General features: G+C 74.8%; 25 protein-coding genes. 18 read left to right on the top strand and 7 right to left on the bottom strand.

Translation table 11 applies throughout. The features are described 5' to 3' along the window. The first annotated feature begins 20 nt into the window (after positions 1-20). The 7 genes from ACHZ99_RS26490 (at position 21) to ACHZ99_RS26520 (ending at position 6723) form a co-directional block, all read left to right on the top strand. Positions 21-329 (top strand): GNAT family N-acetyltransferase, encoded by a 309-nt coding sequence (locus tag ACHZ99_RS26490; protein ID WP_420307261.1) that lies wholly within the window; start codon positions 21-23, stop codon positions 327-329. A 30-nt stretch (positions 330-359) separates the two neighbouring features. Next, positions 360-617 (top strand): (4Fe-4S)-binding protein, encoded by a 258-nt coding sequence (locus ACHZ99_RS26495; RefSeq protein ID WP_420307262.1) that lies wholly within the window; start codon positions 360-362, stop codon positions 615-617. Between the two features lie 45 nt (positions 618-662). Beyond that, the gene (locus ACHZ99_RS26500) at positions 663-1502 is read left to right on the top strand and encodes an alpha/beta fold hydrolase (protein ID WP_420307263.1); all 840 of its coding nucleotides are present in this window, start codon (positions 663-665) and stop codon (positions 1500-1502) included. A gap of 79 nt (positions 1503-1581) precedes the next feature. Next, positions 1582-2652: an LLM class flavin-dependent oxidoreductase gene (locus ACHZ99_RS26505; protein ID WP_420307318.1), complete on the top strand. Its 1071-nt coding sequence runs from the start codon at positions 1582-1584 to the stop codon at positions 2650-2652. Further along, positions 2649-3317 carry an NADPH-dependent F420 reductase gene (locus ACHZ99_RS26510; RefSeq protein ID WP_420307264.1) on the top strand — a complete coding sequence of 223 codons (669 nt, stop codon included), beginning with the start codon at positions 2649-2651 and terminating at the stop codon, positions 3315-3317. The genes ACHZ99_RS26505 and ACHZ99_RS26510 overlap by 4 nt, the downstream gene beginning before the upstream one ends. 16 nt (positions 3318-3333) lie before the next feature. After that, the gene (locus ACHZ99_RS26515) at positions 3334-4608 is read left to right on the top strand and encodes a glutaminase (protein ID WP_420307265.1); all 1275 of its coding nucleotides are present in this window, start codon (positions 3334-3336) and stop codon (positions 4606-4608) included. Between the two features lie 267 nt (positions 4609-4875). Beyond that, complete coding sequence (locus ACHZ99_RS26520) at positions 4876-6723, top strand: glycoside hydrolase family 2 protein (protein WP_420307266.1); 1848 nt, start codon at positions 4876-4878, stop codon at positions 6721-6723. Positions 6724-6791: 68 nt separating this feature from the next. On the opposite strand, the gene ACHZ99_RS26525 is transcribed toward ACHZ99_RS26520, so the two are convergent. After that, positions 6792-7823 (bottom strand): LacI family DNA-binding transcriptional regulator, encoded by a 1032-nt coding sequence (locus ACHZ99_RS26525; RefSeq protein ID WP_420307267.1) that lies wholly within the window; start codon positions 7821-7823, stop codon positions 6792-6794. Positions 7824-7961: 138 nt separating this feature from the next. Between ACHZ99_RS26525 and ACHZ99_RS26530 the strand changes: the two genes are divergently transcribed. Continuing rightward, positions 7962-8912 carry an SMP-30/gluconolactonase/LRE family protein gene (locus tag ACHZ99_RS26530; RefSeq protein ID WP_420307268.1) on the top strand — a complete coding sequence of 317 codons (951 nt, stop codon included), beginning with the start codon at positions 7962-7964 and terminating at the stop codon, positions 8910-8912. 67 nt (positions 8913-8979) lie between these two features. Here ACHZ99_RS26530 and ACHZ99_RS26535 read toward each other — a convergent pair whose 3' ends face one another. Beyond that, complete coding sequence (locus ACHZ99_RS26535; protein WP_420307269.1) at positions 8980-9588, bottom strand: hypothetical protein; 609 nt, start codon at positions 9586-9588, stop codon at positions 8980-8982. 105 nt (positions 9589-9693) lie between these two features. Between ACHZ99_RS26535 and ACHZ99_RS26540 the strand changes: the two genes are divergently transcribed. Beyond that, positions 9694-10245: a GNAT family N-acetyltransferase gene (locus ACHZ99_RS26540; protein ID WP_420307270.1), complete on the top strand. Its 552-nt coding sequence runs from the start codon at positions 9694-9696 to the stop codon at positions 10243-10245. A gap of 22 nt (positions 10246-10267) precedes the next feature. On the opposite strand, the gene paaK is transcribed toward ACHZ99_RS26540, so the two are convergent. Both paaK and paaI read right to left on the bottom strand, forming a co-directional pair. Continuing rightward, a complete protein-coding gene (paaK, locus tag ACHZ99_RS26545; RefSeq protein ID WP_420307271.1) occupies positions 10268-11581 on the bottom strand; it encodes a phenylacetate--CoA ligase PaaK in 1314 nt (437 codons plus the stop codon). After that, positions 11578-12051, bottom strand: coding sequence for a hydroxyphenylacetyl-CoA thioesterase PaaI (paaI, locus tag ACHZ99_RS26550; RefSeq protein WP_420307319.1), 474 nt, complete (start codon positions 12049-12051; stop codon positions 11578-11580). Before paaI ends, paaK begins: the two co-directional genes overlap by 4 nt. A 98-nt stretch (positions 12052-12149) precedes the next feature. On the opposite strand from paaI, the gene ACHZ99_RS26555 reads away from it, so the two are divergent. The 5 genes from ACHZ99_RS26555 to ACHZ99_RS26575 all read left to right on the top strand — a co-directional run bounded on the left by ACHZ99_RS26555 (position 12150) and on the right by ACHZ99_RS26575 (position 17595). After that, complete coding sequence (locus ACHZ99_RS26555) at positions 12150-13064, top strand: 3-hydroxyacyl-CoA dehydrogenase family protein (protein WP_420307272.1); 915 nt, start codon at positions 12150-12152, stop codon at positions 13062-13064. 197 nt (positions 13065-13261) lie between these two features. Then, entirely contained in the window at positions 13262-14986 is a 1725-nt protein-coding gene (locus tag ACHZ99_RS26560; RefSeq protein WP_420307273.1) for a DMT family transporter, read from the top strand. Further along, entirely contained in the window at positions 14883-15755 is an 873-nt protein-coding gene (locus ACHZ99_RS26565) for a glutaminyl-peptide cyclotransferase (protein WP_420307274.1), read from the top strand. The genes ACHZ99_RS26560 and ACHZ99_RS26565 overlap by 104 nt, the downstream gene beginning before the upstream one ends. A 108-nt stretch (positions 15756-15863) precedes the next feature. Further along, on the top strand, positions 15864-16220 hold the full coding sequence (locus tag ACHZ99_RS26570) for a YciI family protein (RefSeq protein ID WP_420307275.1): 357 nt from the start codon (positions 15864-15866) through the stop codon (positions 16218-16220). Between the two features lie 73 nt (positions 16221-16293). After that, complete coding sequence (locus tag ACHZ99_RS26575; protein ID WP_420307276.1) at positions 16294-17595, top strand: RNA polymerase sigma factor; 1302 nt, start codon at positions 16294-16296, stop codon at positions 17593-17595. A 50-nt stretch (positions 17596-17645) separates the two neighbouring features. On the opposite strand, the gene ACHZ99_RS26580 is transcribed toward ACHZ99_RS26575, so the two are convergent. Further along, complete coding sequence (locus ACHZ99_RS26580; protein WP_420307277.1) at positions 17646-18659, bottom strand: sigma-70 family RNA polymerase sigma factor; 1014 nt, start codon at positions 18657-18659, stop codon at positions 17646-17648. A gap of 144 nt (positions 18660-18803) precedes the next feature. Here ACHZ99_RS26580 and ACHZ99_RS26585 point away from each other — a divergent pair, with 144 nt between their 5' ends. Beyond that, entirely contained in the window at positions 18804-19808 is a 1005-nt protein-coding gene (locus tag ACHZ99_RS26585; RefSeq protein WP_420307278.1) for a DUF6528 family protein, read from the top strand. A 96-nt stretch (positions 19809-19904) separates the two neighbouring features. Here the strand turns inward: ACHZ99_RS26585 and ACHZ99_RS26590 are convergent, their stop codons facing one another. Further along, a complete protein-coding gene (locus ACHZ99_RS26590) occupies positions 19905-20675 on the bottom strand; it encodes a MerR family transcriptional regulator (protein ID WP_420307279.1) in 771 nt (256 codons plus the stop codon). 270 nt (positions 20676-20945) lie between these two features. On the opposite strand from ACHZ99_RS26590, the gene ACHZ99_RS26595 reads away from it, so the two are divergent. Genes ACHZ99_RS26595 through ACHZ99_RS26605 form a run of 3 tightly spaced genes read left to right on the top strand, consistent with a single transcriptional unit; the run spans position 20946 to position 24438 of the window. Then, positions 20946-22484 carry a flavin-containing monooxygenase gene (locus ACHZ99_RS26595; protein WP_420307280.1) on the top strand — a complete coding sequence of 513 codons (1539 nt, stop codon included), beginning with the start codon at positions 20946-20948 and terminating at the stop codon, positions 22482-22484. After that, complete coding sequence (locus tag ACHZ99_RS26600) at positions 22481-23542, top strand: alpha/beta fold hydrolase (RefSeq protein ID WP_420307281.1); 1062 nt, start codon at positions 22481-22483, stop codon at positions 23540-23542. The genes ACHZ99_RS26595 and ACHZ99_RS26600 overlap by 4 nt, the downstream gene beginning before the upstream one ends. Further along, on the top strand, positions 23539-24438 hold the full coding sequence (locus tag ACHZ99_RS26605) for an SDR family oxidoreductase (RefSeq protein WP_420307282.1): 900 nt from the start codon (positions 23539-23541) through the stop codon (positions 24436-24438). The genes ACHZ99_RS26600 and ACHZ99_RS26605 overlap by 4 nt, the downstream gene beginning before the upstream one ends. A 152-nt stretch (positions 24439-24590) precedes the next feature. On the opposite strand, the gene ACHZ99_RS26610 is transcribed toward ACHZ99_RS26605, so the two are convergent. After that, positions 24591-24806 (bottom strand): hypothetical protein, encoded by a 216-nt coding sequence (locus ACHZ99_RS26610; protein WP_420307283.1) that lies wholly within the window; start codon positions 24804-24806, stop codon positions 24591-24593. Between the last annotated feature and the right edge of the window lie 21 nt (positions 24807-24827).

Here is a 24827-nt window from a genome sequence, read left to right on the forward strand (position 1 = left end):
GAAGACGAACGGAGAACACGGTGGCCGTAGAAGTGAGTGACGTTCCCGAGGCCAAGCGGTACGAAGCCCGCGTCGACGGAGAGTCCGGGGTCGCGGGCTTCGCGGACTACCTCCGCACGCCGGAGCTCGTCGCGTTCCTGCACACCGAGGTCGCCCCCGAGTACGAGGGCCGGGGGGTCGGGTCCGCCCTGGCCCGTACCGCCCTCGACGACGCGCGCGCCGGCGGCCTGCGGGTGCTGGCGACCTGCCCGTTCTTCGCGGGCTGGATCGCCCGGCACCCCGACTACCAGGACCTGCTGTACCAGTCCCGCAGCAGCGTCAGCGACTGAACACCGGGCACGGCGGCGACGGAGGCCGAGATGAGCAGCGGAACCGTGAAGAAGACGTACGAGGGCCGGTCGATAACCGTGACGTTCGAGGTCGCGCGCTGCCGGCACGCAGCCGAGTGCGTCACCGGCCTGCCGGAGGTCTTCGACCCCGGCGAGCGCCCGTGGGTCAGGCCGGACGGCGCCGGCGCCGAGCGCGTCGCCGAAGTGGTGCGGCGCTGTCCCTCGGGCGCGTTGCAGTACGAACTCAAGGACGGCGGGGCGGCGGCGCCGGACCGGCCCACCCCGTAGGTCACGCCCACGACAGGTACAGAGCCACGCAGAGAGGACGAGCACATGGGGTACATCACCGTGGGGGAAGAGAACAACACCCCCGTCGAGCTCTACTACGAGGACCAGGGCACGGGCCGGCCCGTCGTCCTCATCCACGGATACCCGCTGAACGGTCACAGCTGGGAGCGCCAGACGCGGGAGCTCCTGGCCGCCGGACACCGCGTCGTCACCTACGACCGCCGCGGCTTCGGCAGGTCGTCGAAGGTGGACTCCGGCTACGACTACGACACCTTCGCCGCGGACCTGAACACCGTGCTGGAGACGCTCGACCTCCGGGACGCCGCCCTGGTGGGCTTCTCGATGGGCACGGGTGAGCTGGCCCGCTACGTCTCCCGGTTCGGGCACGAGAGGGTGGCCAGGCTCGCGTTCCTGGCCTCGCTGGAGCCTTTCCTCGTCGCCCGGGACGACAACCCCGAGGGCGTGCCGCAGGAGGTCTTCGACGGCATCGAGGCGGCGGCGAAGGACGACCGGTATGCCTGGTACACGCAGTTCTTCTCGGACTTCTACGACCTGGAGGCGAACCTCGGCAGCCGGATCAGCCAGGAGGCCGTCACCGCGAGCTGGAACGTGGCGACGGCGAGCGCGCCCGTGGCGGCCTACGCGGTCGTCCCGGCCTGGATCGAGGACTTCCGCGCCGACGTCGAAGCCGTCCGCGACAGCGGCAAGCCGGTGCTGATCCTGCACGGCACGGCCGACAAGATCCTGCCCATCGACGCCACCGCCCGCCGCTTCCGGCAGGCCCTGCCCGACGCGCGGTACGTGGAGGTCGAGGGCGCCCCGCACGGGCTGCTCTGGACGCACGCGGACGAGGTCAACGCGGCCCTGCGCACCTTCCTCGGCTAGCTCCGCGGCGAGGACCGGCGGCGCCGGAATACCGGCGGCGGGCACGACAGTACGCGGCAAGTCCCAAGGAATGTGAATGATGGATGCTTCGCAGATCGAATTCGGCATAGACAGCTTCGGGGACCGGCCCCGTGACGACCGCGGCGAGATCGTCTCGTACGCGCAGGCCATCCGCGCCGCCGTGGACGAGGCGGTGCTCGCCGACCAGGCCGGCGTCGACGTGGTCGCGCTGGGCGAGCACCACCGGCCGGAGTTCGCGATCTCCAGCCCCGAGACCGTGCTCGCCGGCATCGCGACCGCGACCCGGCGGATCCGGCTCGCCTCGGGTGTGACGGTGCTGTCCTCGGACGACCCGGTGCGGGTGTTCCAGCGCTTCGCGACCGTCGACGCGCTCTCCGGCGGCCGCGCCGAGGTGATCCTCGGGCGGGGGTCGTTCACCGAGTCGTTCCCGCTGTTCGGGTACGACCTCCAGGACTACGAGGTGCTGTTCGAGGAGAAGATCGACCTGTTCCACCGGCTGCTGGACGAGAAGCCGGTCACCTGGGAGGGCACCACCCGCGCCGCCCTGCACGACGCCGACGTGTACCCGAAGACCGAGTCCGGGCGCCTCGACACCTGGGTGGGTGTCGGCGGGTCGCCGCAGTCCGTGATCCGCACCGCCCGCTACGGGTTCCGGCTCATGCTCGCCATCATCGGCGGCGCCCCCGACCGGTTCGCCCCGTACGTCGACCTGTACCGGCGGGCGAGCGAGCAGCTCGGCACCGCCGCGCGGCCGGTCGGGATGCACTCGCCCGGGTTCGTCGCCGCCACCGACGACGAGGCGAAGGAGCTGTTCTACCCCGGGTACAAGGAGACCCGCGACCGCATCGGGGCGCTGCGCGGCTGGCCGCCGCTGCGCCGGGAGGAGTTCGACGCCGAGGTGGCGCACGGATCGCTGTACGTCGGCTCGGTGGAGACCGTCGCGAGCAAGGTCGCCCGGGCGATACGGACGCTCGACGCCGGCCGCTTCGACCTCATCTACTCCGCCGCCGGCACCGTCTCCGCCACCGCCCGGCTGCGTGCCGTCGAGCTCTACGGCACCCGGGTCATCCCCCGGGTCCGCGAGCTGCTCGCCGAAGAGCCCGCCGCCACCGCCGGGGCGACCCGGTGACCGCCCCCGTGTCCACCGTCGGGATCCTGGGCGCCGGGAAGGCCGGCACCGTCCTGGCGCGGCTGGCGGTCGCCGCCGGCTACCGGGTCCTGGTCTCCGGCTCCGGCGATCCGGCGAAGATCGCGCTGACCACCGAGGTCCTCACCCCCGGCGCGACCGCCGTGTGGCCGGACAGGGCCGCGGACGCCGCCGACGTGGTGATCCTCGCCCTCCCGCTCGGCAAGTACGGCGGACTCCCGCGCCCTCAGCTGGCGGGGAAGCTGGTCGTTGACGCGATGAACCACTGGTGGGAGGTCGACGGCCCGCGCGAGGCGGTCCTTCCGCCCGGCAGCTCCTCCAGCGAGTTCGTGCAGCGGTTCCTGACGGGCGCGCGCGTCGTGAAGGCCCTCAACCACATGGGGTACCACGACCTCGAAGACGGCGCCCGCCCGGCCGGGACCCCCGGGCGCAAGGCGATCGCGCTGGCCGGGGACGCCCCCGGGGACCTCGCCGCCGTGTCCGCCCTGGTCGACTCGCTCGGCTTCGACCCGCTCCCCATCGGCGGCCTCGCGGCCGGTGCCCGCCTCGAACCCGGCACGCCCGCCTTCGGCGCCAACGTCGGCGCCGACCGGCTGCGCACCCTCACCGCGGCCCCCGCCCCGGCCGCGCTCACGGAGCGCCCGTGACCACGGAGGACGACCCATGCGGTCGATCATTCCCGACTATCTGACCGAGGCGCTCGGCGACGTCGAGCCGGACTCCTCCGGCCACCCGGCCGCGTACATCCCCGAGCTGGCGACGGCGGACCCCGAGCGCCTCGCCGCGGTCGTCGCCACCGTCGACGGCGAGGTCTACGGCGCCGGCGACACCGGCACCGCGTTCACGATCCAGTCGATCTCCAAGCCGTTCGCGTACGCGCTGGCGCTCGCCGACCGCGGCTTCGACCCGGTGCTCGCCAAGGTGGGGGTCGAGCCGTCGGGGGAGGCGTTCAACGAGGTCTCCCTCGAAAGCGGCACCGGGCGGCCCCTCAACCCCATGATCAACGCCGGTGCGATCACCGTCCACGCGCTCGCCGGCCCGGCGGGCGCGACGCCGGCGGAGCGCGTGGAGCGCGTCGTCCGCGGCCTTTCGGCGTTCGCCGGCCGCCGCCTGACGACCGACGAGGCGGTGTGCGCCTCGGAGATGGAGCACGCCCACCGCAACCTCGCCATCGCGCACATGCTCCGCAGCCACGGCATCCTCACCGAGGACCCGAGGGCGGTCGTCGACGGCTACACCCGCCAGTGCTCCGTGCTCGTCACCGCGCGGGACCTGGCCCTGATGGCCGCGACGCTGGCCAACCGCGGGGTGAACCCCCTCACGGGCGAGCAGGTGGTGCGCGAACCGGTGGTGCGTCAGGTGCTGAGCGTCATGTTCACCTGCGGCATGTACGACGCGGCCGGCGACTGGGCGACGCAGGTCGGCATCCCGGCGAAGAGCGGCGTGGCCGGGGGCCTGATCGGCGCGCTCCCCGGGCAGATCGGCATCGCCACGTTCTCGCCGCGGCTGGACCCCCACGGGAACAGCGTCCGCGGGGTGTCGCTCTTCGAGCGGTTCTCCTCCGACATGGGGATGCACGTCATGGAGGTCCCGGCGGCGGCGCGTGCGGTCGTACGGTCCAACCACGTCCTCGGCGGCGGGCCGGGCGCGGTCCGCGTCTTCCAGTTGCAGGGCGGCATCGGCTTCGCCGGCGCCGAGAGAGTCGTCCGGGAGACGTTGGACACCGCGCCCGCGGAGGCCAGGGTGGCCTTCGACCTCACGCGGGTCCACGCGATCGACGACGTGGCGCGGCGCATGCTGCTGGAGGTCACGCGCCGGCTGACGCTGGACGGTCACGAGGTGTACCTCGTCGACCCGGAGTCGGTCCTGCCCGACCCCGATCCCGGCGACGGCGGGCGGGTCACCGTCGTGGGGAATGCGGAAGAAGCCGCGCCCTGAGCACCACCGGCCCCCGTCGAACAAGAGGCGGCGTGCGCGCCGAGCACGACTGGCCCCCTGGAAACCACCGAACGCGGCGTCCTGCCCCACCGGCTGCCCGCCTCCGCCCGACGGCCGTCGAGCTGGAGGCCGTGGCGGGATTTTAACGTTACGTGGGCGAGGGGGCAGTGGTCCGGGCGCGTGGTTTACAACGTTGCATCAAGATGCTGGGATGGCAGGGACGGCACCCCGTCCCGACCCGACGTCCTCCTTCAGGAGAACTCCGCCATGCCCGATTCGTACGCCCCGCCCGCCCCCGCCGGCACGCCCCGGCCCGAGTACCCCCGGCCCAGCTTCGTCCGCGCGGACTGGCTCAACCTCAACGGCACCTGGGAGTTCGCCCGCGACCCCGGCGACAGCGGGCTGGAGCGCGGGCTCGTCGGGGCCGCCGGGCTGCCCGAGCGCATCGTCGTGCCGTTCTGTCCCGAGTCGGAGCTGTCCGGGATCGGGGACACCGACTTCCACCACGCCGTCTGGTACCGCCGCACCGTGCGCATCCCCGCCGAGTGGGCCGGGCGGCGGCCCGTGCTGCACTTCGGGGCCGTCGACCACGACGCGACGGTGTGGGTCAACGGCCGCGAAGTCGTCCGGCACAGCGGCGGGTTCACCCCCTTCAGCGCCGACCTCGGCGACGTCGTACGGGCCGGCGAGGACGCCGTCGTCGTCGTACGGGCGCGGGACGCCGCGCGGGGGCCGCAGGCGCGGGGCAAGCAGTCGACCGCGTACGGGAACCACGCCTGCTTCTACACCCGCACCACCGGCATCTGGCAGACCGTCTGGCTGGAGCCCGTCCCGGACACCCACCTCCGGCGCCCCCGCATCACCCCCGACCTGGCCGCCGGCTGCTTCCACGCCGAGGTCCCGCTCGCCGGGTCCCGCGCCGGTCACCGGGTCCGGGCCGAGCTGCGCGACGCGCACGGCACCGTCGCGGAGGCGGAGGTCGCGGCGGACCTCGACCTCGCGCCGCGCCTGGTGCTGCCCGTGCCGGCGGACCGGCGCCGCCCCTGGTCGCCCGAGGACCCGCATCTGTACGAACTGACGCTGGAGCTGACCGGTCCTGACGGCACCGTGACCGACCGTGCCGTCTGCACGGCCGGTCTGCGCGCGGTCACGGTCGACGGCAAGCGGATCCTGATCAACGGCAAGCCCGTCTTCCAGCGGCTCGTGCTCGACCAGGGCTGGTACCCCGACGGCCTCATGACCGCCCCCGACGACGCCGCCCTCGTCCGCGACATCGAACTCTCCCTCGTCGCCGGCTTCAACGGCGCCCGGCTGCACCAGAAGGTCTTCGAGGAACGCTTCCTGCACCACGCCGACCGCCTCGGCTACCTGGTCTGGGGCGAGTTCGGCGACTGGGGCGCCGCCACCGGCGGCCCGGTCGGGCCCGACAACCAGCGGCCCACCGCCGGCTTCGTCGCGCAGTGGCTGGAGGCCGTCGAACGCGATTACTCCCACCCCGCCCTCGTCGGCTGGTGCCCGCTCAACGAGACGCGGCAGGTGCTGACCGACCGGCAGAGCGTCCTCGACGACGTCACGCGCGCGATGTTCCTCGCCACCAAGGCCGCCGACACCTCCCGGCCGGTCCTCGACGCCTCCGGCTACGCCCACCGCGTACCGGAGACCGACGTCTACGACTCGCACTGCTACGAACAGGACCCGGAGGTCTTCGCCGGGCTGATGGCGGGGCTGCGCGCCGGCACGCCCTTCGTCAACCCGCAGGACGAGGCCGCCGGCCAGACCTGGTCGCTGCCGTACGGCGGGCAGCCCTACTTCTGCAGCGAGTTCGGCGGCATCTGGTGGAACCCCGAGGAGGCGGAGTCCGCGGGGGAGGACCGGCAGGTGTCGTGGGGGTACGGGCAGCGGCCGCGCGACGAGGAGGAGTTCCACGAGCGCTTCGCCGGGCTGACGGGGGTGCTGCTGGGGGACCCGGACATGTTCGGGTACTGCTACACGCAGCTGACGGACGTCTTCCAGGAGCAGAACGGCGTCTACCGGTTCGACCGGTCGGAGAAGCTGGACGTGCGGCGGGTACGGGCGGCGCAGCTGCGGCCGGCGGCGTTCGAGGACGGGGCGTAGGAGCCGGGCGCAGGAACCGGACGCGGGAGGGGGTTCACGCGCGCGTGCTCCTCCTCACGCGCTCCTCCTCACGCGCTCCGCCTGACCTCCAGCCGGTGCCCCGCCACCACCTGCCGCGCCGCGCGCCCCCCGTCCGCGATCCGGTCCAGCAGCAGCCCCAGCGCCGTCCGCGCGATCTCCGTCTTGTCCGGCGCGACCGTCGTCAGCGTCGGGTTGCTGTACCGGCCGTCGTCGATGTCGTCGATGCCGATCACCGCCACGTCCTCCGGCACCCGCAGCCCGCGTTCGTGCAGCGTGTGGATCGCGCCGAGCGCGAGCAGGTCGGTGTAGCAGAAGACGGCGTCCGGCCGGGCGCCGCGGTCCAGGGCCGTGGCCATGGCCAGGGCGCCGTCGCGGCGGTGGTACGAGGGCGTGTGGACGACCAGCGACGGGTCGTACCGCACCCCCGCGGCCCGCAGCGCCCGGCGGTAGCCCTCGGTCCGCCGCGGCGCCGTACCGCCGCCGCGCGGCTCCTGGTGCCCGAGCGCGGCGACGCGGCGGCGGCCGCGGCCGAGGAGGTACGCGGTGGCGTCGGCGGCCGCGGCGACGTTGTCGATGGCCACGTGGTCGACGCCGGCGCCGGTGATGCGCTCGCCGAGGAGCACCAGCGGGGTGCCGCCGCGGCGGCTGTCGAACTCGTGCCGTTCGATGCCGAGCGGGCTGAACAGGATGCCGTCGACCGTGCCCGGGTTCATGCCGCTGAGCACGAAGCGCTCGGCTTCGAGGCGGCCCTCGGTCTGGTCGATGAGCACGGTGTAGCCGGCCTCGCGGGCGGCCTGGACGACGTGCCGGGTCAGCTCGGCGAAGTACGGGATGTCGATCTCGGGTACGGCGACGGCGATCAGGCCGGCGCGGCGCAGCCGCAGGCTGCGGGCGGAGAGGTTGGGGCGGTAGCCGAGCTGGTCGATGGCCCAGTGCACGCGCTCGCGGGTGGCCGCGCTGACGGGCCGGTTGCCGGACAGCACGTTGGAGACCGTGGTGGGTGACACCCGCGCCAGCGCGGCGACGTCGCGGACGCCGATGGGGGCGCTGCGCTGGGGTGAGGCGTCCGGGGTCGGCATGGGGCCATCTTCTCAGGGGGCGCGGGCCGGGGCCCGGAGGGAACTCCGGGACGCGGGCGATCCGTTCTGCCGAGAGTTTGCAGAGTTACCGCAGGTGCGCAGCCCCCCGCCGTCCCCCTGTCACGGAAGGCCGCAACGATGGCTCCGAACCGCAGCCTCTCCCGCCGTACGCTCCTCGCCGCCGCCGGTGCCGCCACGCTCGCCGGCGCGGGCACCGGCACCGCGTACGGTACGTCCCGTACCGCCGGCGCCTGGCCCACCGAGTTCCCGCTGCCCGACGGCTGGCTCCCCGAGGGCATCACCATCGGCCGCCGCCCCTACGCCTACATGGGCTCCCGCGCCAACGGCGCGATCTTCCGGGCCGACCTGCGCACCGGCGCGGGCCGGGTCGTCCACGCCGGCGCCCCCGGCACGGCGGCGCTCGGCCTGAAGGTCGACCGCGACGGCCTCCTCTACGTCGCCGGCGGCACCGGCGGCACGGCGAGCGTCGTCGACGCCCGTACCGGCACCGTGGTCGCCACCCACCGGCTCGCGCCCCCGGCCGGGCACTTCGTCAACGACACCGTCCTCCTGGGCCGTACCGCCTGGTTCACCGACTCCCACGCGGCCGTCCTGTACGGCGTCCCCCGCGGCCGCCGCGGCGAGGTCCGCACCCTCCCGCTCTCCGGCGACTGGGTCCAGACCCCGGACGCCTTCAACGCCAACGGCATCGTCGAGACCCCCGACCGCCGCGGCGTCATCGTGGCCAGCAGTACCCCCGGCCGCCTGTACCGCGTCGACCTGCGGACCGGCCACGCCACGGAGATCGCCCTGCGCGGCGCGGCGGACGTCGTCAACGGCGACGGCCTGACCCGCGTGGGGCACACCCTGTACGTGGTCCAGAACCGCAACAACCTGGTGACGGCCTTCCGCCTGGACCGCGCCGTCCGCACCGCCACCCTGCGCCACACGATCACCGACCCCCGCTTCGACGTCCCCACCACGGCGGCCCGCTTCGGCAACCGCCTCTACCTGGTCAACGCCCGCTTCAACTCCCCGCAGGAACCGGACACGACCTTCAACGCGGTGGCGGTAACGCTGCCGGACTAGTGCGATCCCGTACGCACCCCGACCCCTCTCCGGCCGGGGGCGCGTGTCGGCCAGCGGACGGGGGCGGCTACGGCGACGTCTCCTCGAAGTAGGCGTCGAGCGCCGACTCCAGGTCGACCGCCCAGCCCTTGAGCGTCGCCTTGTCCGGGGCCTCCACCTCGGCCGGGCAGATGCCGCGGCTGTCGTGGACGCTGAGGACGAGGCGGCGGCCGAACCGGGAGGTCTTGTACTCGACGGCGCCGATCTCGGACCAGGCGAACTCGGCCTCGGTGTCGTCCAGCTGGAAGCGGACGCCGGTGCTGTCCACGGTGACGGAGCCGCGGCGGTCGGCGGCCTCGAAGACCGGGGAGTCGCCGTCGCCGTCGTCGGCTCCGGCGGCTTCCGAGTCCTCCGAGTCCTTCGAACCCTTCGAGTCCTTCGAGCCGTCCGGGTCCGCCGTGGCCTCCTCCGAGTCCTCCTCGGCCCCCGCCGGGCCCTCGGCGGCCCCGGTCTCCTCGGCGTCCTCCGGGGCGGACTCCGTCTCCTCGCTTCCCTCCGCGTCGGTCGCGGTCGTTTCGTCTTTGTCCTTCTTCCCCTCCGAGTCCTCAGGCGGCGACGGTACGAGGCCGGGCAGAGCGGCCGGGTCCGTCGCGGCGGCGATGACGGGCGTGACGTTCAGACCTTTGTTCTCCTCCACGGTCCCAAAGTATCGCCGCTGACCCCCCTCGCGGTCCCGGAGACCGCTCACCCGCTCCGGGACACCCGGTCCGGCGCCGGCGGCCGGCTTCGTACCATGGCCGTCATGCAGATCGTCGCCGTGCCCTACGACCACCCCGACGCGGTCGCGCTCAACGGCCGCGTCCAGATCGAGTACGCCGAGCGGTACGGCGAGGGGGACCACACGGTGATGGACCCGCTCCAGTTCGCGCCGCCGCGCGGGCTGTACCTGCTGGCGTACGACGCCGACGGCACCCCGCTCGCCACCGGCGGCTGGCGGGCCATGGACGCGACGCCCGAGGGGCACCTGGCCGGCGACGCGGAGCTGAAGCGGATGTACGTCGTCCCGGAGGCGCGCGGGCGCGGGCTGGCCCGGCGGATACTGCGGGAGCTGGAGGAGAGCGCGCGGACCGCGGGGCGGACGCGGATGGTGCTGGAGACAGGCACCAGGCAGCCGGAGGCCATAGGGCTGTACCTGTCGGAGGGGTACGAGCCGACGGAGAAGTTCGGCTACTACCGCTTCGAGCCGGAGAGCCGCTGCTTCGCCAAGCCGCTGCGGGTCGTCGCGCAGACCCGCGGCCAGCGGGAGGACGGGCGGCGGGAGGACGGCCGGCGGGAGGACGCCGCGGCGCGCTGAGCGGCCGCCGCCGCCCCGCCCGCTATCCCTCCCGCTCGTCCACCACCCGGCGGATCTTGCCCACCGACCGCTCCAGCGTCTCCGGCGCCACGACCTCCACCTCCACGCCCACCCCCACGCTCTCCCGCACCCGCCGCGCGATCGCCTCGCCCGCCGCCGCCCGCTGCTCCACCGGCGCTCCGGGCCGGGCCTCGGCCCGTACCGTCATCCGGTCGAGCCGGCCCCGCCGGGTCAGCCGCAGCTGGAAGTGCGGGGCCACGCCCGGGGTGCGCAGCACGATCTCCTCTATCTGGCTCGGGAAGACGTTGACGCCCCGCAGGATGATCATGTCGTCGCAGCGGCCGGTGACCTTCTCCATCCGCCGGAACGCGGGCCGCGCCGTCCCCGGCAGCAGCCGGCTGAGGTCGCGGGTGCGGTAGCGGACGACGGGTACGGCCTCCTTCGTCAGCGACGTGAACACCAGCTCGCCGCCCTCGCCCGCCGGCACCACCTCGCCGGTGTCCGGGTCCACCACCTCCGGCAGGAAGTGGTCCTCCCACACGTGCAGCCCGTCCTTGGTCTCCACGCACTCCTGCGCGACGCCGGGCCCGATCACCTCGGAGAGCCCGTAGATGTCCACCGCGTCCAGCCCGGCCCGCTCCTCGATCTCGCGGCGCATCTCCTCCGTCCACGGCTCGGCGCCGAAGATGCCGACGCGCAGCGAGGAGGTGCGCGGGTCGACGCCCTGGCGCTCGAACTCGTCGAGGATCGTGAGCATGTAGGAGGGCGTGACCATGATGACCTCGGGCTCGAAGTCCCGGATCAGCCGCACCTGCCGCTCGGTCATCCCGCCGGAGGCGGGGATGACGGTGCAGCCGAGCCGCTCGGCGCCGTAGTGGGCGCCGAGGCCGCCGGTGAACAGGCCGTAGCCGTACGCGACGTGCACCCGGTGGCCGGGCCGGCCGCCGGCGGCGCGGAGGGAGCGGGCGACGAGGCCGGACCAGGTGTCGAGGTCGGCGGCGGTGTAGCCGACGACGGTGGGGCGGCCGGTGGTGCCGCTGGAGGCGTGCAGCCGGCGGACGTCGGCGACGGGGACGGCGAACATGCCGAAGGGGTAGTCCTCGCGGAGGTCGTCCTTGGTGGTGAAGGGGAAGCGGGCGAGGTCGGCGAGCGTGCGGCAGTCGTCGGGGGTGACGCCGGCGGCGTCGAACCTGCGGCGGTAGAGGGGGACGTGGTCGTAGGCGCGGCGGAGCGTCGCGCGGAGGCGGTCGAGCTGGTACGTGCGGAGGTCGGCCGGGGTCATGCGCTCACCGGCGTCGAGGAGGGGCGCGGGGCCGCCGGGCTTCGTGCCGCTCATGCCGGCTCCTCTGGGCGGTCCGCGCCGGTCTTGCCGGTCGCGCCGTTCGCGCCGGTCGCCGGGTCGCGGACGATACGGCTCCGGCCCCGGAACTCCGCGATCACCTCGGCGCCGCGGGTGACGCTCACGTCGTACACCCCGTTGCGGCCGAAGCGCACCCGCTCCTCCGCCCGCGCCACCAGCACGTCGCCGACGTGCGCGGGCGCGGCGTACGTGATGTCGGCGCCCGCCGCGACGGCGACGCCGCGGCTGTTGCAGGCGCAGGCGAAGGCGGTGTCGGCGAGGAGGAAGACGTAGCCGCCGTGGGCGATGCCGTGGCCGTTGGCCATCTCCGCGGTGACCGCCATCCGCAGCGTCGCGGTGCCCGGCCCGGCCGCCAGCAGGGCGATGCCGTGGTGCCGGGCGGCGGCGTCGGCCGCGAACACCGTCGTGCCGTCGTGCACCGTCGTGCCGTCGTGCGGCGAGGTCATGTGCTGCTCCACCCGGCTCCCCTTGTGGCCCGACCGATCATTCGGTTAGCTTGCGGAGCGGCCGGACCCCAGTCAAGAGGTATGACAGGACGTACGAGATGACGGAGCACAGCACACCGCCCGACGCGCCCGACGAGCCGGACGCGCCCGCTGCGCCCGCGCCCCGCGCCGTGGCGGTCGTCGGCGGCGGCCGGATGGGCGCCGGGATCGCGCAGTCGTTCGCGACCGCCGGGTCGCGCGTCGTGATCGTGGAGAGCGGCGCGGACGCGGCGGCGGCGCTGGAGCGGGTCGCGGGCGGGCTGCGGCGGGCCGCCGAGCGGGGCCGGCTGGCGGCCGGTACGGACCCGGAGGAGGTCCGGTCGCGGGTACGGGCCGTGCGGTCGGTCGAGGAGCTGGCGGCGGGGCCGGAGCCGGAGCTGGTGGTGGAGGCGGTGCCGGAGGACGCCGCGCTGAAGGCGCGGGTGCTCGCCGCCGCCGAGCGGGCGGTGGGCCCGGACGCGGTGCTGGCCACGAACACCAGCTCGCTGTCCGTCACCGAGCTGGCCGCCGCCCTCGCCCGGCCCGGCCGCTTCCTCGGCATGCACTTCTTCAACCCCGTACCCGCCTCCGAGCTGGTCGAGCTGGTCACCGCGGCCGAGACCGGGCCCGCGGCGCTGGCGGCGGCGCACGGCTGGACGCGTACGCTCGGCAAGACCGCGGTCGTCGTACGGGACTCGCCCGGCTTCGCCAGCAGCAGGCTCGGCGTGGCGCTGGGGCTGGAGGCGATCCGCATGGCCGAGGAGGGCGTGGCGGCGCCCGCGGACATCGACGCCGCGATGCGGCTGGGCTACAAGCACCCGATGGGCCCGCTGCGCCTCACCGACCTGGTCGGTCTCGACGTCCGGCTGGCCATCGCCGAGCACCTGTGCCGGACGCTGGGGGACCGGTTCGCGCCGCCGGAGCTGCTGCGCGCGAAGGTCGCGCGGGGCGAGCTGGGGCGCAAAGCGGGACAGGGCTTCTACACCTGGCCCTGAGCGCCGGCGCGCGGACGTTTCCGTACGCCCCCCGTGCGTGCCCCCGAGCCGACCCTGACCTGCCCCGGGGGAGAAACCCGGAGCCGTGAATAAGACCCGGGAGGCATCTTCCCGGGGGGTCGTACTGCTCCGGCAGTACGACCCAGAGCATCCGCCAGGATGACGACTTTCGTCGGCGATCGCGGGATCGTTGCTATATGAGCCCACTCATGCTGTCGGTGCTGCTGTCGCTGGTGTCGGCGGTGGCCTATGCCGGCGCCGCCCTCGTCCAGGAGCGCGTCGCGGCCACCACCACCGACGCCGACGGCGCGGGCGGCTCGTTCGCGCCGCTGCACCGCGGCAGCTGGTGGGCCTCCGTCGTCCTCAACGCCTCCGGCGCGCTGCTGCACGTGGTGGCCCTCGCGTACGGGCCGCTGAGCCTGGTCCAGCCGCTCGGCGCGCTGACCATCGTCTTCGCGCTGCCGATGGCCGCGGTGTTCCTCGGCCGGCGCGCCGGGCGGGCCGGCTGGCGCGGGGCGCTGCTGTCCACCGTGGGCCTGGTGGTGCTGCTGGCGCTGGTCGACCCCGGGGCGGGCCGGGCGCTGGGCGGGACGACCGCCCTGGCGCTGGCCGTGGCCACGGTCGCCGTGCTCGGCGTGCTGACCCTGGCGGCCCTGCGGGTACGGCGCCCGGCGGCCCGCAGCGTGACGCTGGCGGTGGGCTCGGGCGCGGCGTTCGGCATGGCGTCGGTGTACACCAAGGACGTCACCGCGGACTTCACCGACCCGCTGGCGATCGGCATGGTCGCGATCCTCGCCCCGGCCGGGCTGCTGCTGTCGCAGGCGGCGTACCGCGGCGCGGGGCTGTCGGCGCCGCTGGCGACGCTGACGGTGGTCAACCCGGTGATCGCGGCGGCGGTGGGCGTCACGGCGCTGGGCGAGACCGTGCGGTACGGGGCGTTGGGCGCCCTGCTCGCCATCGCGGCGGGGGCGGTCGCGTCGGCCGGGCTGATACAGCTGACGTTGCAGGCCCCGACGGACGCGGCGGCCGCGCCCGGCGAGGCGCCGGCGGACGAGGCGGCGGCCGGTGCGCAGCCGGCCACCGGGCCCGCCGCGCCCTCGGGCGAGCCCGCCGCGCCGGTCAGCGGCAGGGTGCCCGCGCCCGCCGCGCCCTCCGATCCGGTCACCCCGGCCCCGGCCGGGCCCGGGGTTCCGCCCGCCGCCGTACCCGCGCCCTCGCCCGCGTACCACGCGGGCGTGGCGGCCGCGGCGGCGCTGTACGACGGGACGCCGGCCGCCGGCACCGGCACCGGTGCGCCCGGGAGCCGGGACGCCGGGAGCCGGGACGCCGAGACCTGGGACGCCGAGAGCTGGGACGCCGAGAGCTGGGAGGGGCCCCGGGATCCGGCCGCCGCCCGCACCCGCGCCGCCGGGACCACGGCAGCCGGGACCCCGGCGCCCGAGCCCCGGGTGCCCGAGCCCTCCGCGCCCCGGACCCGGACGCCCGACACCCCCGCCCCCCGAACCCCGGCGCCCGAGACCCCCGCCACCCGGGTCCCGGCGCCGGAGAACGCCGCCCCCGCGGGCCCGTCGCCCGCGGTGGCGGCGCTCATCGCCGCCGGCGCCGTCGCCACCGGCGGCGCCGCGCTCGCGCCGCACCTCGCCGCCTGCTCGGCGTTAGCCGCCGGCGGAGCCGCCCCGGCCCCGCCCGCCGGCGACCCCGGCCCCGTACCCCCGACCGCCGCGGAATCCGGGGATTCCGCGGATTCCGGGGGCCCCGCCTCCGACACCGGGACGGCACCCGCGACCTGCTGCGCGCACGCTGTGCCAAGGTGGCCCCATGCGCCGCATCGCCGTGACCGCCACCGCCCTCCTCGCCGTGGCGCTGGCCGCGTGCTCGACGGGGGAACCCGAGGCGGCGGCCAGTGGGGGCGTAGCCAGTGAGGGCGTCACCGGCGGGGGAGCGAGCGGGCCGGGCCCGGAGCCCACGGATGCGGGCGTTCCGGAGCTGAGGGTACGGGTGCTGGAGCGCCTGCCGCACGACCCCGAGGCGTTCACGCAGGGCCTGGAGCTGCGCGGGGACGTCCTCTACGAGGGCACCGGCCTGGAGGGCAGCTCCTCCGTACGCCGCGGCCCCGCCGGCGGCGAACCCACCGTCCGCCGCGACCTGCCCGCCCCGCTCTTCGGCGAGGGCCTGACCCTCGTCGGCCCCCGCCTCTGGCAGCTCACCTGGCAGAACGGCATCGCCATCGAGCGCGACGCGGAGACCCTCAAGGAGCTGCGCCGGGTGCGCTACGAGGGTGAGGGCTGGGGCCTCTGCCACGACCCCGGCACCGGCGGTGCCGGCGGCCGGCTCGTCATGAGCGACGGCAGCTCCCGGCTCACGTTCCGCGACCCGGAGACGTTCGAGCCCACCGGCCACGTGGACGTCACCCGCGCCGGCGTCCCCGTCGACCGGCTCAACGAGCTGGAGTGCACCGGCGACGGCAGCGTCTACGCGAACGTCTACCAGACCGACACCCTCGTCCGCATCGACCCCGCCACCGGCGACGTCACCGCCGACATCGACGCCGCCGGCCTGCTCCGGCCCGCCGAGGAGCGCGCCGCGCTCCAGCTCAACGGGATCGCCGCCGTCCCCGGCGCCGCCGGCGAGTTCCTGCTCACCGGCAAGTACTGGCCCCGGATGTTCCGGGTCGAGTTCGTGCCACGCTGACCCCCTCGTAAAAAATCTTCGCGGGCATGTCGATCCGGCAGGGTGTCGTTCGACGCATGGGCAGAAGGACGGCACACGGCCGCCCCGAGGAGACCGAGGAGACGCGCGATGCGCTACATGATGCTGATCGAGCCGGACCTGGAGCGCAGCCCCCGGGAGGGGATGCCCAGCCAGGAGATCATGGACGAGATGGGCAAGCTGCTGGAGGAGATGACCAAGGCCGGCGTGCTGCTGGACACCGCCGGGCTGAGGCCGGCGGAGGAGGCCGTCCGGGTCACCAGCGACCGCGGGAAGCTCTCCGTGGTGGACGGGCCGTTCACCGAGTCCAAGGAACTGGTCGGCGGCTACCTGATCGCCCAGGTCAAGTCCAGGGAAGAGGCCCTGGAGTGGGCCAGCCGCTTCCTGAGGGTGCACGGTGAGGAATGGGTCATCACCGTCGAGCTGCGGGAGATCGAGGAGGCGTAGCCGACCGTGACGGCCCAGGTCAGGGCCGTCACGAGTTGCCTCGGGCCGGGCCGGGCTGTTCTGATGTGGGGCTGTGACGGCTTCGCAGGACGCCCGCGCCCGGCGGGCCACCGACCGCGCCGTGACCGCGGTCTGGCGGATCGAGTCCGCGCGCATCATCGCGGGCGTGGCCCGTATCGTGCGCGACGTCGGCGTGGCGGAGGAGCTGGCGCAGGACGCGCTGGTCGCCGCCCTGGAGCAGTGGCCCGAGGCGGGCGTGCCGGACAACCCCGGCGCCTGGCTCATGGCCACGGCGCGGCGGCGCGCCGTCGACCTCGTACGCCGTAAGGAGCGCTACGCCCGCAAGCTGGCGGAGATCGGGCACGACCTGGAGAGCCGCCGGCCGGACGGCGAGGCGGAACTCGCCGCGGTCCTCGACGACGACATCGAGGACGACCTGCTGCGGCTGGTCTTCACCGCCTGCCACCCGGTGCTGACCACGCCCGCGCGGGTGGCGCTCACGCTGCGGCTGCTCGGCGGGCTGACGACGGACGAGATCGCGCGCGCGTTCCTGGTGCCGGAGTCGACGGTGGCGCAGCGCATCGTCCGCGCCAAGCGGACGCTGGCGAAGGCGGAGGTGCCGTTCGAGCAGCCGCAGGGCCCGGAGCGGGCGGAGCGGCTGGAGTCGGTGCTGGAGGTCATCTACCTGGTCTTCAACGAGGGCTACTCGGCGACCGCCGGCGACGACTGGATGCGCCCGGCGCTGTGCGAGGACGCGCTGCGGCTGGCGCGGGTGCTGGCCGGGCTGATGCCGCAGGAGCCGGAGGTGCACGGGCTGGCGGCGCTGCTGGAGATCCAGGCGTCGCGGGCGGGCGCGCGCACCGGGCCGGACGGCGCGCCGGTGCTGCTGCTGGAGCAGAACCGCCGGCGGTGGGACCAGCTGCTGATCCGCCGCGGCTTCGCGGCGCTGGCGCGGGCCCAGGCGCACGTCGCGGCCGGTGCGCCGGGGCCCGGGCCGTACGCGCTCCAGGCGGCGATCGCCGCCTGCCACGCGCGGGCGCCGCGGGCGGAGGACACGGACTGGAAGCAGATCGTCCGGCTGTACGAGGCGCTGGCGCGGGTGGCGCCGTCGCCGGTGGTGGAGCTGAACCGGGCGGTGGCGGTGTCGATGGCGTACGGGCCGGAGGACGCGCTGCGGCGGGTGGACGCGCTCGCGGACGAGCCGGCGCTGAAGGACTACCACCTGCTGCCGAGCGTGCGCGGCGACCTGCTGCGGCGGCTGGGGCGGACGGCGGAGGCGCGGGCGGAGTTCGCGCGGGCCGCGGAGCTGACGCGGAACGCGCAGGAGCGCACGCTGTTGCAGACCCGGGCGGGGTCCTCGCCGGACGGGCCCTAGCGGGGTCCTCGCCGGGCGGGCACCGGCGGGAACCCCGTCACGCCTCTTCTTCAGTCCTCCAGCCGCAGCGGCAGGCCGAAGAGCGGGAACAGCCGGTCCACGCCGAGGAAGTTGTTCAGCCCGGTGACCTTGCCGTCCTTGATCTCCAGGACCTGAAGCGCCCAGGCGCGGTGACCGCCCTCCGGGTCCGGGTGGTACTGCGCGAAGGCCGGCATGCCGTTCGCCGAGCAGGGGACCAGCCGGGAGCCGCGGCAGACCGCGCCGGTGCCGAGGAACCAGGTGCGGATGTCCTCGTGGCCCTGGAGCCACAGCGGCAGCGGGGGCATGGACAGGACGATGTCCTCACGCATCAGCGCCGTGAGCGCGTCCAGGTCGTACCGCTCGAAGGCGGCCACGTACCGCTCCAGGAAGCGCCGTTGGTCCTCGTCCAGCGGCGCGGCCGGCTCGGTGTCGGCCGGGGCCTCCGCGGCCAGGGTGGCGCGGGCGCGTTGCAGCGCGCTGTTCACCGAGGCCACGGACGTCTCCAGCAGCTCGCTCACCTCGCTCGCCTTCCACGCCAGCACGTCCCGCAGGATCAGCACCACGCGCTGCCGCGGCGGGAGGTGCTGAAGCGCGGCGACGAAGGCGAGCCGCACCGAGTCGCGCTGGGCCGCCACCTCGGCGGGGTCGCCGCCCTGGGGCAGCACCTTCGTGTCCGGCATGGGCTCCAGCCACGTGGCCTCCGGGAGGGCCGCGCCGAGGGCGGCCTCCGGCGGCGTGCTCGCGGAGCCGGGCGAGGACAGGTCCATCGGGCGGGCGCGGCGCTGCGGGCTGCCGTGCATGTCGAAGCAGACGTTCGTCGCGATCCGGTACAGCCAGGAGCGCATGGACGCGCGGCCCTCGAAGCGCTCGAAGCCCTTCCAGGCGCGCACCATCGTCTCCTGGACCGCGTCCTCCGCCTCGAAGGCGGAGCCGAGCATCCGGTAGCAGTACCCGGTCAGCTCGACGCGGTGGGACTCCAGGCGCTTCTCCACCGGTTCTTCCGCGGCGGGCTCCGCCACCGTGTCTCTGGTCACGTCCGCCATCGTAGAGGCGGGCACCGACAACGGTCACCGGGTGCGACAGATCCGGAGAATTCACCAACCGTCCATCGCAAGGGCTTACTTCCCGTCGCCCCACGTGGCACTGTGCGAAAGATGTTGATCAGAGCAACCCGATCAGGAGTGCCCATGACCGGCAGACCCACCCGTCGCACGGCCCTGCTCACCGCGCTCGGCGCGGGCGCGGCCGCCGCACTTCCCGCCGCCACCGCGCACGCGGCCGGCGGGAAGCCGACCCCGCCCGTCGCCGTCACCGACCAGAAGTCCCGCCGCGTGCTCGTCCTCGACTCCCGCCTGCCTTGGGAGTCGCCGGACGCCGTGCGGTGGGCGTTCTCGCCGGAGGGCGACGAGCGGTACGCGGACCTGGAGCCGGAGGCCAGCTGGACGTACGTCGACGAGGCCAAGGCCCGCCGCCGCCGGGGCCGTACGTACCTGCTCACCACCGCCTCCTTCGGCTTCGCCGCCGTCGTCGAGGTGCCCACCGGCCGCCGCTACTGGGCCGGCGCCCTGGCCGGCGGCACTGACACGGTCAACCCGCACAGCATCGAGCTGCTCCCCGACGGCAACGTCGCCGTCGCCGGCAGCACCGGCGACACCATCCGCCTCTACACCGCCTCGCAGGGGCCGGCCAGCGACACGTACGCCGAGTACCGCTTCTCCGACGCGCACGGGTTGCAGTGGGACAACCGGCGCCGCGTGCTGTGGGCGATAGGCCACGACGAGCTGATCGCCCTGCGGGTCGGCGGCACCGCCGCCGCGCCCACGCTCACCCGCGTGCACACCGCCGCGCTGCCGCACCCGGAGGGCCGCTCGGCCAGCGGGCACGACCTCAGCCCGGTCGTGGGCCGCCCCGGGCGGCTGTGGGTCACCACGGGCTACGGCGTGTTCCAGTACGACATCGCCGGGCGCGCGTTCCGCGAGGACTACGCCGGGGCCGCGCAGATCAGCCGGCGCAGCGTGAAGGCCGTCAGCGACGTGCGCGGGAGCGGGCGGGTCGTCACCACCGTGCCGGAGCCGGGGCTGGAGAAGTCGTGGTGGACGACGACCGTGTCGGCGCACAACCCGGAGGGCGCGTACGTGCTCCCGGACGGCGGGATCTACAAGGCGCGCTGGTGGGTGCCGGAGTCCCGGTGACGTAGTCGCGGCGACGCCCTCCCGGCGACGCCCTCCCGGTGAGGCGGCCCCGTGAAGAAGCCCCGTGAGGCGGCCCCGGGGACGCGGCCCGGCGGGTCAGTCGCCCGGCTCCTCGGCGGTGGACCCGGCGCGCGTGCGCTTCCACTCCTCGAACTCCCTGCGCACCCGCCGGTCCATCGCCATCGCCACCTCCGCCTCCAGCACCTGCATCGACACCGGCCGCAGCTGCTCCAGCGCGTCCGTCAGCCGCTCCGCCTGCTCCGCCGTCAGCTCCGCGGGCGGCGTCCGCAGGACGTCGGCCAGCACGTGCTCGCGTATGAGCGCGGTGAACAGCTCGGCGAGGTCGTCGGCGTGCGCGCGCACCTCGCGGCCCGCCGCGAGCACCGCGGCCAGCGGCACGCCCTTCTCCACCAGCTTCGACGAGGCGTCCAGCAGCCGCCGGCTGACGTGGATGAACTCCTCGCCCTCCACGGCGACATAGCCCATGTCGATGGACGTCTCCAGGTTCTCCGGGGAGACCTCGCCCGCGAACCGGTCGGCCAGCTCCTCCGGCGTGATGCGCACGGGGGTCTCCTCCGACCACGGCCGCGCCGGCGACTCCTCCAGGCCGAGCAGCTCGGCCGCGCCGCGCACGTCCCGGCCGCTCTCGAAGGCGGCGATCAGCTCGGCTATGCCGCCGAGCGTGTGCCCCCGGTCCAGCAGCGCGGCGATCGTCCGCAGCCGGGACAGGTGCGCCTCCCCGTACCAGGCGATGCGGCCCTCGCGGCGCGGCGGCTGGAGGAGCTTGCGCTCGCGGTAGAAGCGCAGCGTGCGGACGGTGATGCCGGCGCGCTCGGCCAGCTCCTCCGTCCGGTATTCGCGTCCCACCCGCTGTCCCTCCGCCGGTCCTCCACCGGTCTTGTGCCGGTCCTCGTCGGTGCTGCGCCCGCTCTCCGCCGGCCCCGTCGGCCCCGCCGTCCTCGCCGGCCGTCGCCGTTCGCCCCGGCCACCAGGGTAGGACCTCGCACCGACACCCCGCCCGCGGGCGGAAGTCGATCACGCCGGCCCCCTACCCATCGGTAAGAAGAGGGCCTACTCTCTCATCGTGCCAGTGAATGCTGGCGCAATCGCGACTCCACTCCTGGGAGGAAGACGGCGATGACGCGCGAACACGTCAGGGTGGCGGTGATCGGTTCCGGATTCGGCGGCCTCGGCGCCGCCGTACGGCTGCGCCGCGAGGGGATCACGGACTTCGCCGTACTGGAGCGCGCGAGCGCGCTCGGCGGCACGTGGCGGGACAACAGCTATCCCGGCTGCGCCTGCGACGTCCCGTCCCACCTGTACTCGTTCTCCTTCGCGCCGCACGCCGAGTGGCCGCGCACCTTCTCCGGCCAGGAGCACATCCGCGACTACCTGGAGCAGGTCGCCGACATCTTCGGCGTACGGCAGCACATCCGCTTCGACCACGAGGTACGGAGCATCCGCTGGGACGACGACGAGCTGCACTGGGAGATCGAGACCAAGCACGGCGAACTCACCGCCGACGTCGTGGTCTCCGCCACCGGCCCGCTGTCCGACCCCAAGGTCCCGGACATCCCCGGCCTCGACACCTTCTCCGGCGAGGTCTTCCACTCCGCGCGCTGGGACCACGGCGTGCCGCTCGGCGGCAAGCGCGTCGCCGTGGTCGGCACCGGCGCCTCCGCCATCCAGATCGTGCCGTCCATCCAGCCGGAGGTCTCCCGGCTCACGGTCTTCCAGCGCACCCCGCCGTGGGTGCTGCCGCGCGTGGACCGCGCCATCAGCGCCCCGGAGCGCTGGCTGCACACCCGCGTCCCCGCCACCACCAAGCTGCGCCGCGGCATCCTGTGGGGCATCCGCGAGCTCCAGGTGCAGGCGTTCACCAAGCACCCGGGCGAGCTGGGGTTCGTGGAGGGGCTGGCCAGGCGGAACATGGGCCGGGCGATCAAGGACCCCGGGCTGCGCCGCAAGCTCATACCCGACTACCGCATCGGCTGCAAGCGGATCCTGCTGTCGAACGACTACTATCCGGCGCTCGCCCAGCCCAACGTCGACGTCGTCGCGTCGGGTCTCACCGAGGTGCGCGGTTCGACCCTCGTGGCCGCCGACGGCACGGAGACCGAGGCCGACGCGATCATCTTCGGCACCGGGTTCCACGTCACCGACCTGCCCATCGCCGACCGCATCAAGGGCCGCGACGGCACGACGCTCGCGGAGGCGTGGGGCGGCGGCATGGAGGCGCTGCGCGGCGCGAGCGCGGCCGGCTTCCCCAACCTGCTGACGATCATCGGCCCCAACACCGGCCTCGGGAACAGCTCGATGATCCTCATCATCGAGGCGCAGCTGAACTACCTGGCCGACTTCGTACGCCACCTCGACCGGCTCGGCGGCCCCGGCGGCCGGGTCGCGCTCGACGCGCGGCCGGCGGCGGTCCGCAACTGGAACGCGCGGGTGCAGGAGCGGATGAAGCGCACGGTGTGGAACACCGGCGGCTGCGACAGCTGGTATCTCGACGCCAACGGGCGCAACACGACCGTCTGGCCGGGCACGACGAGCGAGTTCCGGAAGGTGACGAGGAAGGTGCACATGGAGGAGTACGAGGTGTTGAGGCCCGGCGGCGCAAAGCCCGCCGGCACCGCCGCCGCCGGCGCACGCCGGAGCGCGGAGGCCGTCCGGTGACCCGGCTCATGCACGTCACCTCCGGCCCGTACGCCCCGCCCGTGCCCCGGCGCGAGCTGACCGCCGTCTCCGCCGACGGCACCCGGCTGCACGTCGAGGAGCACGGCGCGACGGACGCGCCCGCCGTCGTCCTCGCGCACGGCTGGTGCTGCTCGACCGCCTTCTGGGCGCCGGTGATCCGGCAGCTCGCGCCCGACCACCGCGTCCTCGCGTACGACCAGCGCGGCCACGGCCGCAGCCCGGCCGGCGGCGACGGCTCGTACCACACCGCCACCCTCGCCGACGACCTCGGCGCCGTGCTCGACGCGGCGCTGGCCCCCGGCGAGAAGGTCGTGATCGGCGGGCACTCGATGGGCGGCATGACGCTGATGGCCGCCGCCGGCCGGCCGTACCTGCGCGACCGGGCCGCCGCCGTGCTGCTGTGCAGCACGGGCAGCGCGCACCTGGTGCCCGAGTCGCGGGTGGTGCCGCTGCGGGCCCGGGCGCTGCGCTCCGCGGCGCAGCGGGCGCTGCTGGTGTCGCGGCTGCCGATGGGGCCGGTGACGCCGCTGTCGAAGAAGGTGCTGGGCCCGGCGATCCTGGGCCGCGGCGCCACCCCGGCGCAGATCGAGGCGAGCGCCCGTATCGTCTTCGCCACCCCGCGGAAGCCGCGCGGCTCGTGGGGGCGGGTGCTGGCGACGCTGGACCTGGACGCCGAGGTGGCGCGGATGCCGGTGCCGGCCGCGGTGGTGCACGGCACGGCCGACCGGCTCACGCCGGTGCGGCTGGCGCGGAAGATCGCCGGGCTGCTGCCGGACTGCGCGGGGTTCACCGAGCTGGACGGGCTGGGCCACATGACGCCGATCGAGGCGCCGTACGCGGTGGCCGGGGTACTGCGCGACCTCGTACGCGACCACCTGGCGGCGGCGCCGGCGGCGGCGCAGGCTGAAGGGGACGGCGGGAAACCCGCCGGGGCCGCCGGAACCGAGGAAACCGCCGGAACCGAGGAAACCGCCGGAACCGAGGAAACCGCCGGGACCGCCGGGACGGTCGTCGAGAAGGAGGAGGCGGGCGCATGAGGCGCGGGCAGGGACTTGCGGGCCGGACCGTCGTCGTCACCGGCGCCGCCCGCGGCGTCGGCGCGCTGCTGGCGCGCCGGCTGGCGGCGCGCGGGGCGCGGCTCGCGCTGGTCGGGCTGGAGCCGGACGAGCTGAAGAAGGTCGCCGGTTCGCTGCCGGGCGAGGCCGCTCACTGGTACGCGGACGTCACCGACCACGACGCGATGGCCGGCGTCGCCGCCGCCGTCGAGGAGCGCTTCGGCGGGGTCGACGTCGTCGTCGCGAACGCGGGCGTCGCCCTCGGCGGCCCGTTCCTCGACTCCGACGCGCGCTCCTTCGACCGCGTCATCGAGGTCAACCTGCTCGGCAGCGTCGCCACCGCCCGCGCCTTCCTGCCCGCGCTGGGCCGGACGCGCGGCTACCACCTCCAGATCGCCTCGCTCGCCGCGATCACGCCCGCGCCGCTGATGGCGGCGTACTGCGCGTCGAAGTCCGGCGTCGAGGCGTTCGCGCACTGTCTGCGCGGCGAGGTCGGCCATCTGGGGGTGGACGTCGGCGTCGGCTATCTCAGCTGGACGGACACCGACATGGTGCGCGGCGCCGACCGGGACGAGGTGCTGCGGGACATGCGGGCGCGGCTGCCGTGGCCGGCGAACCGGACGTATCCGCTGGCGCCCGCCGTGGAGCGGCTGGTCGCGGGGATCGAGCGGCGGGCGCCGCACGTCTACGGGCAGTGGTGGCTGCGCGGCATGCAGTCGGTGCGCGGCGCGCTGCCGTCGGTCGTCACCGGGCCGCTGGGGCGGCGGGAGATGCGCAAGCTGGCGCCGCGGCTCGCGGCGACGCGGGAGGCGCGCGGCGGCCTGGTGGGCGCGGGCGGCGCGGCGGACGAGCGGGCGCGGGAGACGCGGGGCGCGTAGCGGAGGGCGGGGGCCGGGTGCGTACGGCGCGGCGGGTAACCGCCCGTACGCCGTAGGTCCGTTCGCGTGCCTGCCGCCCCCGGCGCAGGACAGCGGCGAAGGGGCGCACCCGCGACGGGTGCGCCCCTCGTACGTGCCTCAACCGCCCCGGGTCAGGGCTGGTCCTGCTCGTGCTCGTGCTCGTCCTGCTGCTGCCCGCGGTTGCGGTTCTCCTCCGCGCCCTGCTGGGCGCGCTCCGAAGCGTCCTGGCCGGACTCCTGGCCGCGCTCACGGCCCTGCTGGCCCTGCTCGCGTCCCTTCTGCGCGGCCTCCTTGGCCTTGTCGGCCGCGTCGCTGGCCATGTCCTTCGCCTTGTCGAATGCGCCCATTCTGTTCATCACTCCTAGTGA

Origin of the sequence: Streptomyces sp. MAR4 CNX-425 (assembly GCF_048656465.1) — a bacterium.
Classification (GTDB): Bacteria; Actinomycetota; Actinomycetes; order Streptomycetales; family Streptomycetaceae; genus Streptomyces.

Bases quoted from the DNA above. Each gene is read 5' to 3' on its own strand.
- ACHZ99_RS26495 (WP_420307262.1), top strand. From the start codon at position 360: ATGAGCAGCGGAACCGTGAAGAAGACGTACGAGGGCCGGTCGATAACC.
- ACHZ99_RS26500 (WP_420307263.1), top strand. From the start codon at position 663: ATGGGGTACATCACCGTGGGGGAAGAGAACAACACCCCCGTCGAGCTC.
- ACHZ99_RS26505 (WP_420307318.1), top strand. From the start codon at position 1,582: ATGGATGCTTCGCAGATCGAATTCGGCATAGACAGCTTCGGGGACCGG.
- ACHZ99_RS26515 (WP_420307265.1), top strand. From the start codon at position 3,334: ATGCGGTCGATCATTCCCGACTATCTGACCGAGGCGCTCGGCGACGTC.
- ACHZ99_RS26520 (WP_420307266.1), top strand. From the start codon at position 4,876: ATGCCCGATTCGTACGCCCCGCCCGCCCCCGCCGGCACGCCCCGGCCC.
- ACHZ99_RS26525 (WP_420307267.1), bottom strand. From the start codon at position 7,823: ATGCCGACCCCGGACGCCTCACCCCAGCGCAGCGCCCCCATCGGCGTC.
- ACHZ99_RS26530 (WP_420307268.1), top strand. From the start codon at position 7,962: ATGGCTCCGAACCGCAGCCTCTCCCGCCGTACGCTCCTCGCCGCCGCC.
- ACHZ99_RS26540 (WP_420307270.1), top strand. From the start codon at position 9,694: ATGCAGATCGTCGCCGTGCCCTACGACCACCCCGACGCGGTCGCGCTC.
- paaK (WP_420307271.1), bottom strand. From the start codon at position 11,581: ATGAGCGGCACGAAGCCCGGCGGCCCCGCGCCCCTCCTCGACGCCGGT.
- paaI (WP_420307319.1), bottom strand. From the start codon at position 12,051: ATGACCTCGCCGCACGACGGCACGACGGTGCACGACGGCACGACGGTG.
- ACHZ99_RS26555 (WP_420307272.1), top strand. From the start codon at position 12,150: ATGACGGAGCACAGCACACCGCCCGACGCGCCCGACGAGCCGGACGCG.
- ACHZ99_RS26560 (WP_420307273.1), top strand. From the start codon at position 13,262: ATGAGCCCACTCATGCTGTCGGTGCTGCTGTCGCTGGTGTCGGCGGTG.
- ACHZ99_RS26565 (WP_420307274.1), top strand. From the start codon at position 14,883: ATGCGCCGCATCGCCGTGACCGCCACCGCCCTCCTCGCCGTGGCGCTG.
- ACHZ99_RS26570 (WP_420307275.1), top strand. From the start codon at position 15,864: ATGCGCTACATGATGCTGATCGAGCCGGACCTGGAGCGCAGCCCCCGG.
- ACHZ99_RS26580 (WP_420307277.1), bottom strand. From the start codon at position 18,659: ATGGCGGACGTGACCAGAGACACGGTGGCGGAGCCCGCCGCGGAAGAA.
- ACHZ99_RS26585 (WP_420307278.1), top strand. From the start codon at position 18,804: ATGACCGGCAGACCCACCCGTCGCACGGCCCTGCTCACCGCGCTCGGC.
- ACHZ99_RS26595 (WP_420307280.1), top strand. From the start codon at position 20,946: ATGACGCGCGAACACGTCAGGGTGGCGGTGATCGGTTCCGGATTCGGC.
- ACHZ99_RS26605 (WP_420307282.1), top strand. From the start codon at position 23,539: ATGAGGCGCGGGCAGGGACTTGCGGGCCGGACCGTCGTCGTCACCGGC.
- ACHZ99_RS26610 (WP_420307283.1), bottom strand. From the start codon at position 24,806: ATGGGCGCATTCGACAAGGCGAAGGACATGGCCAGCGACGCGGCCGAC.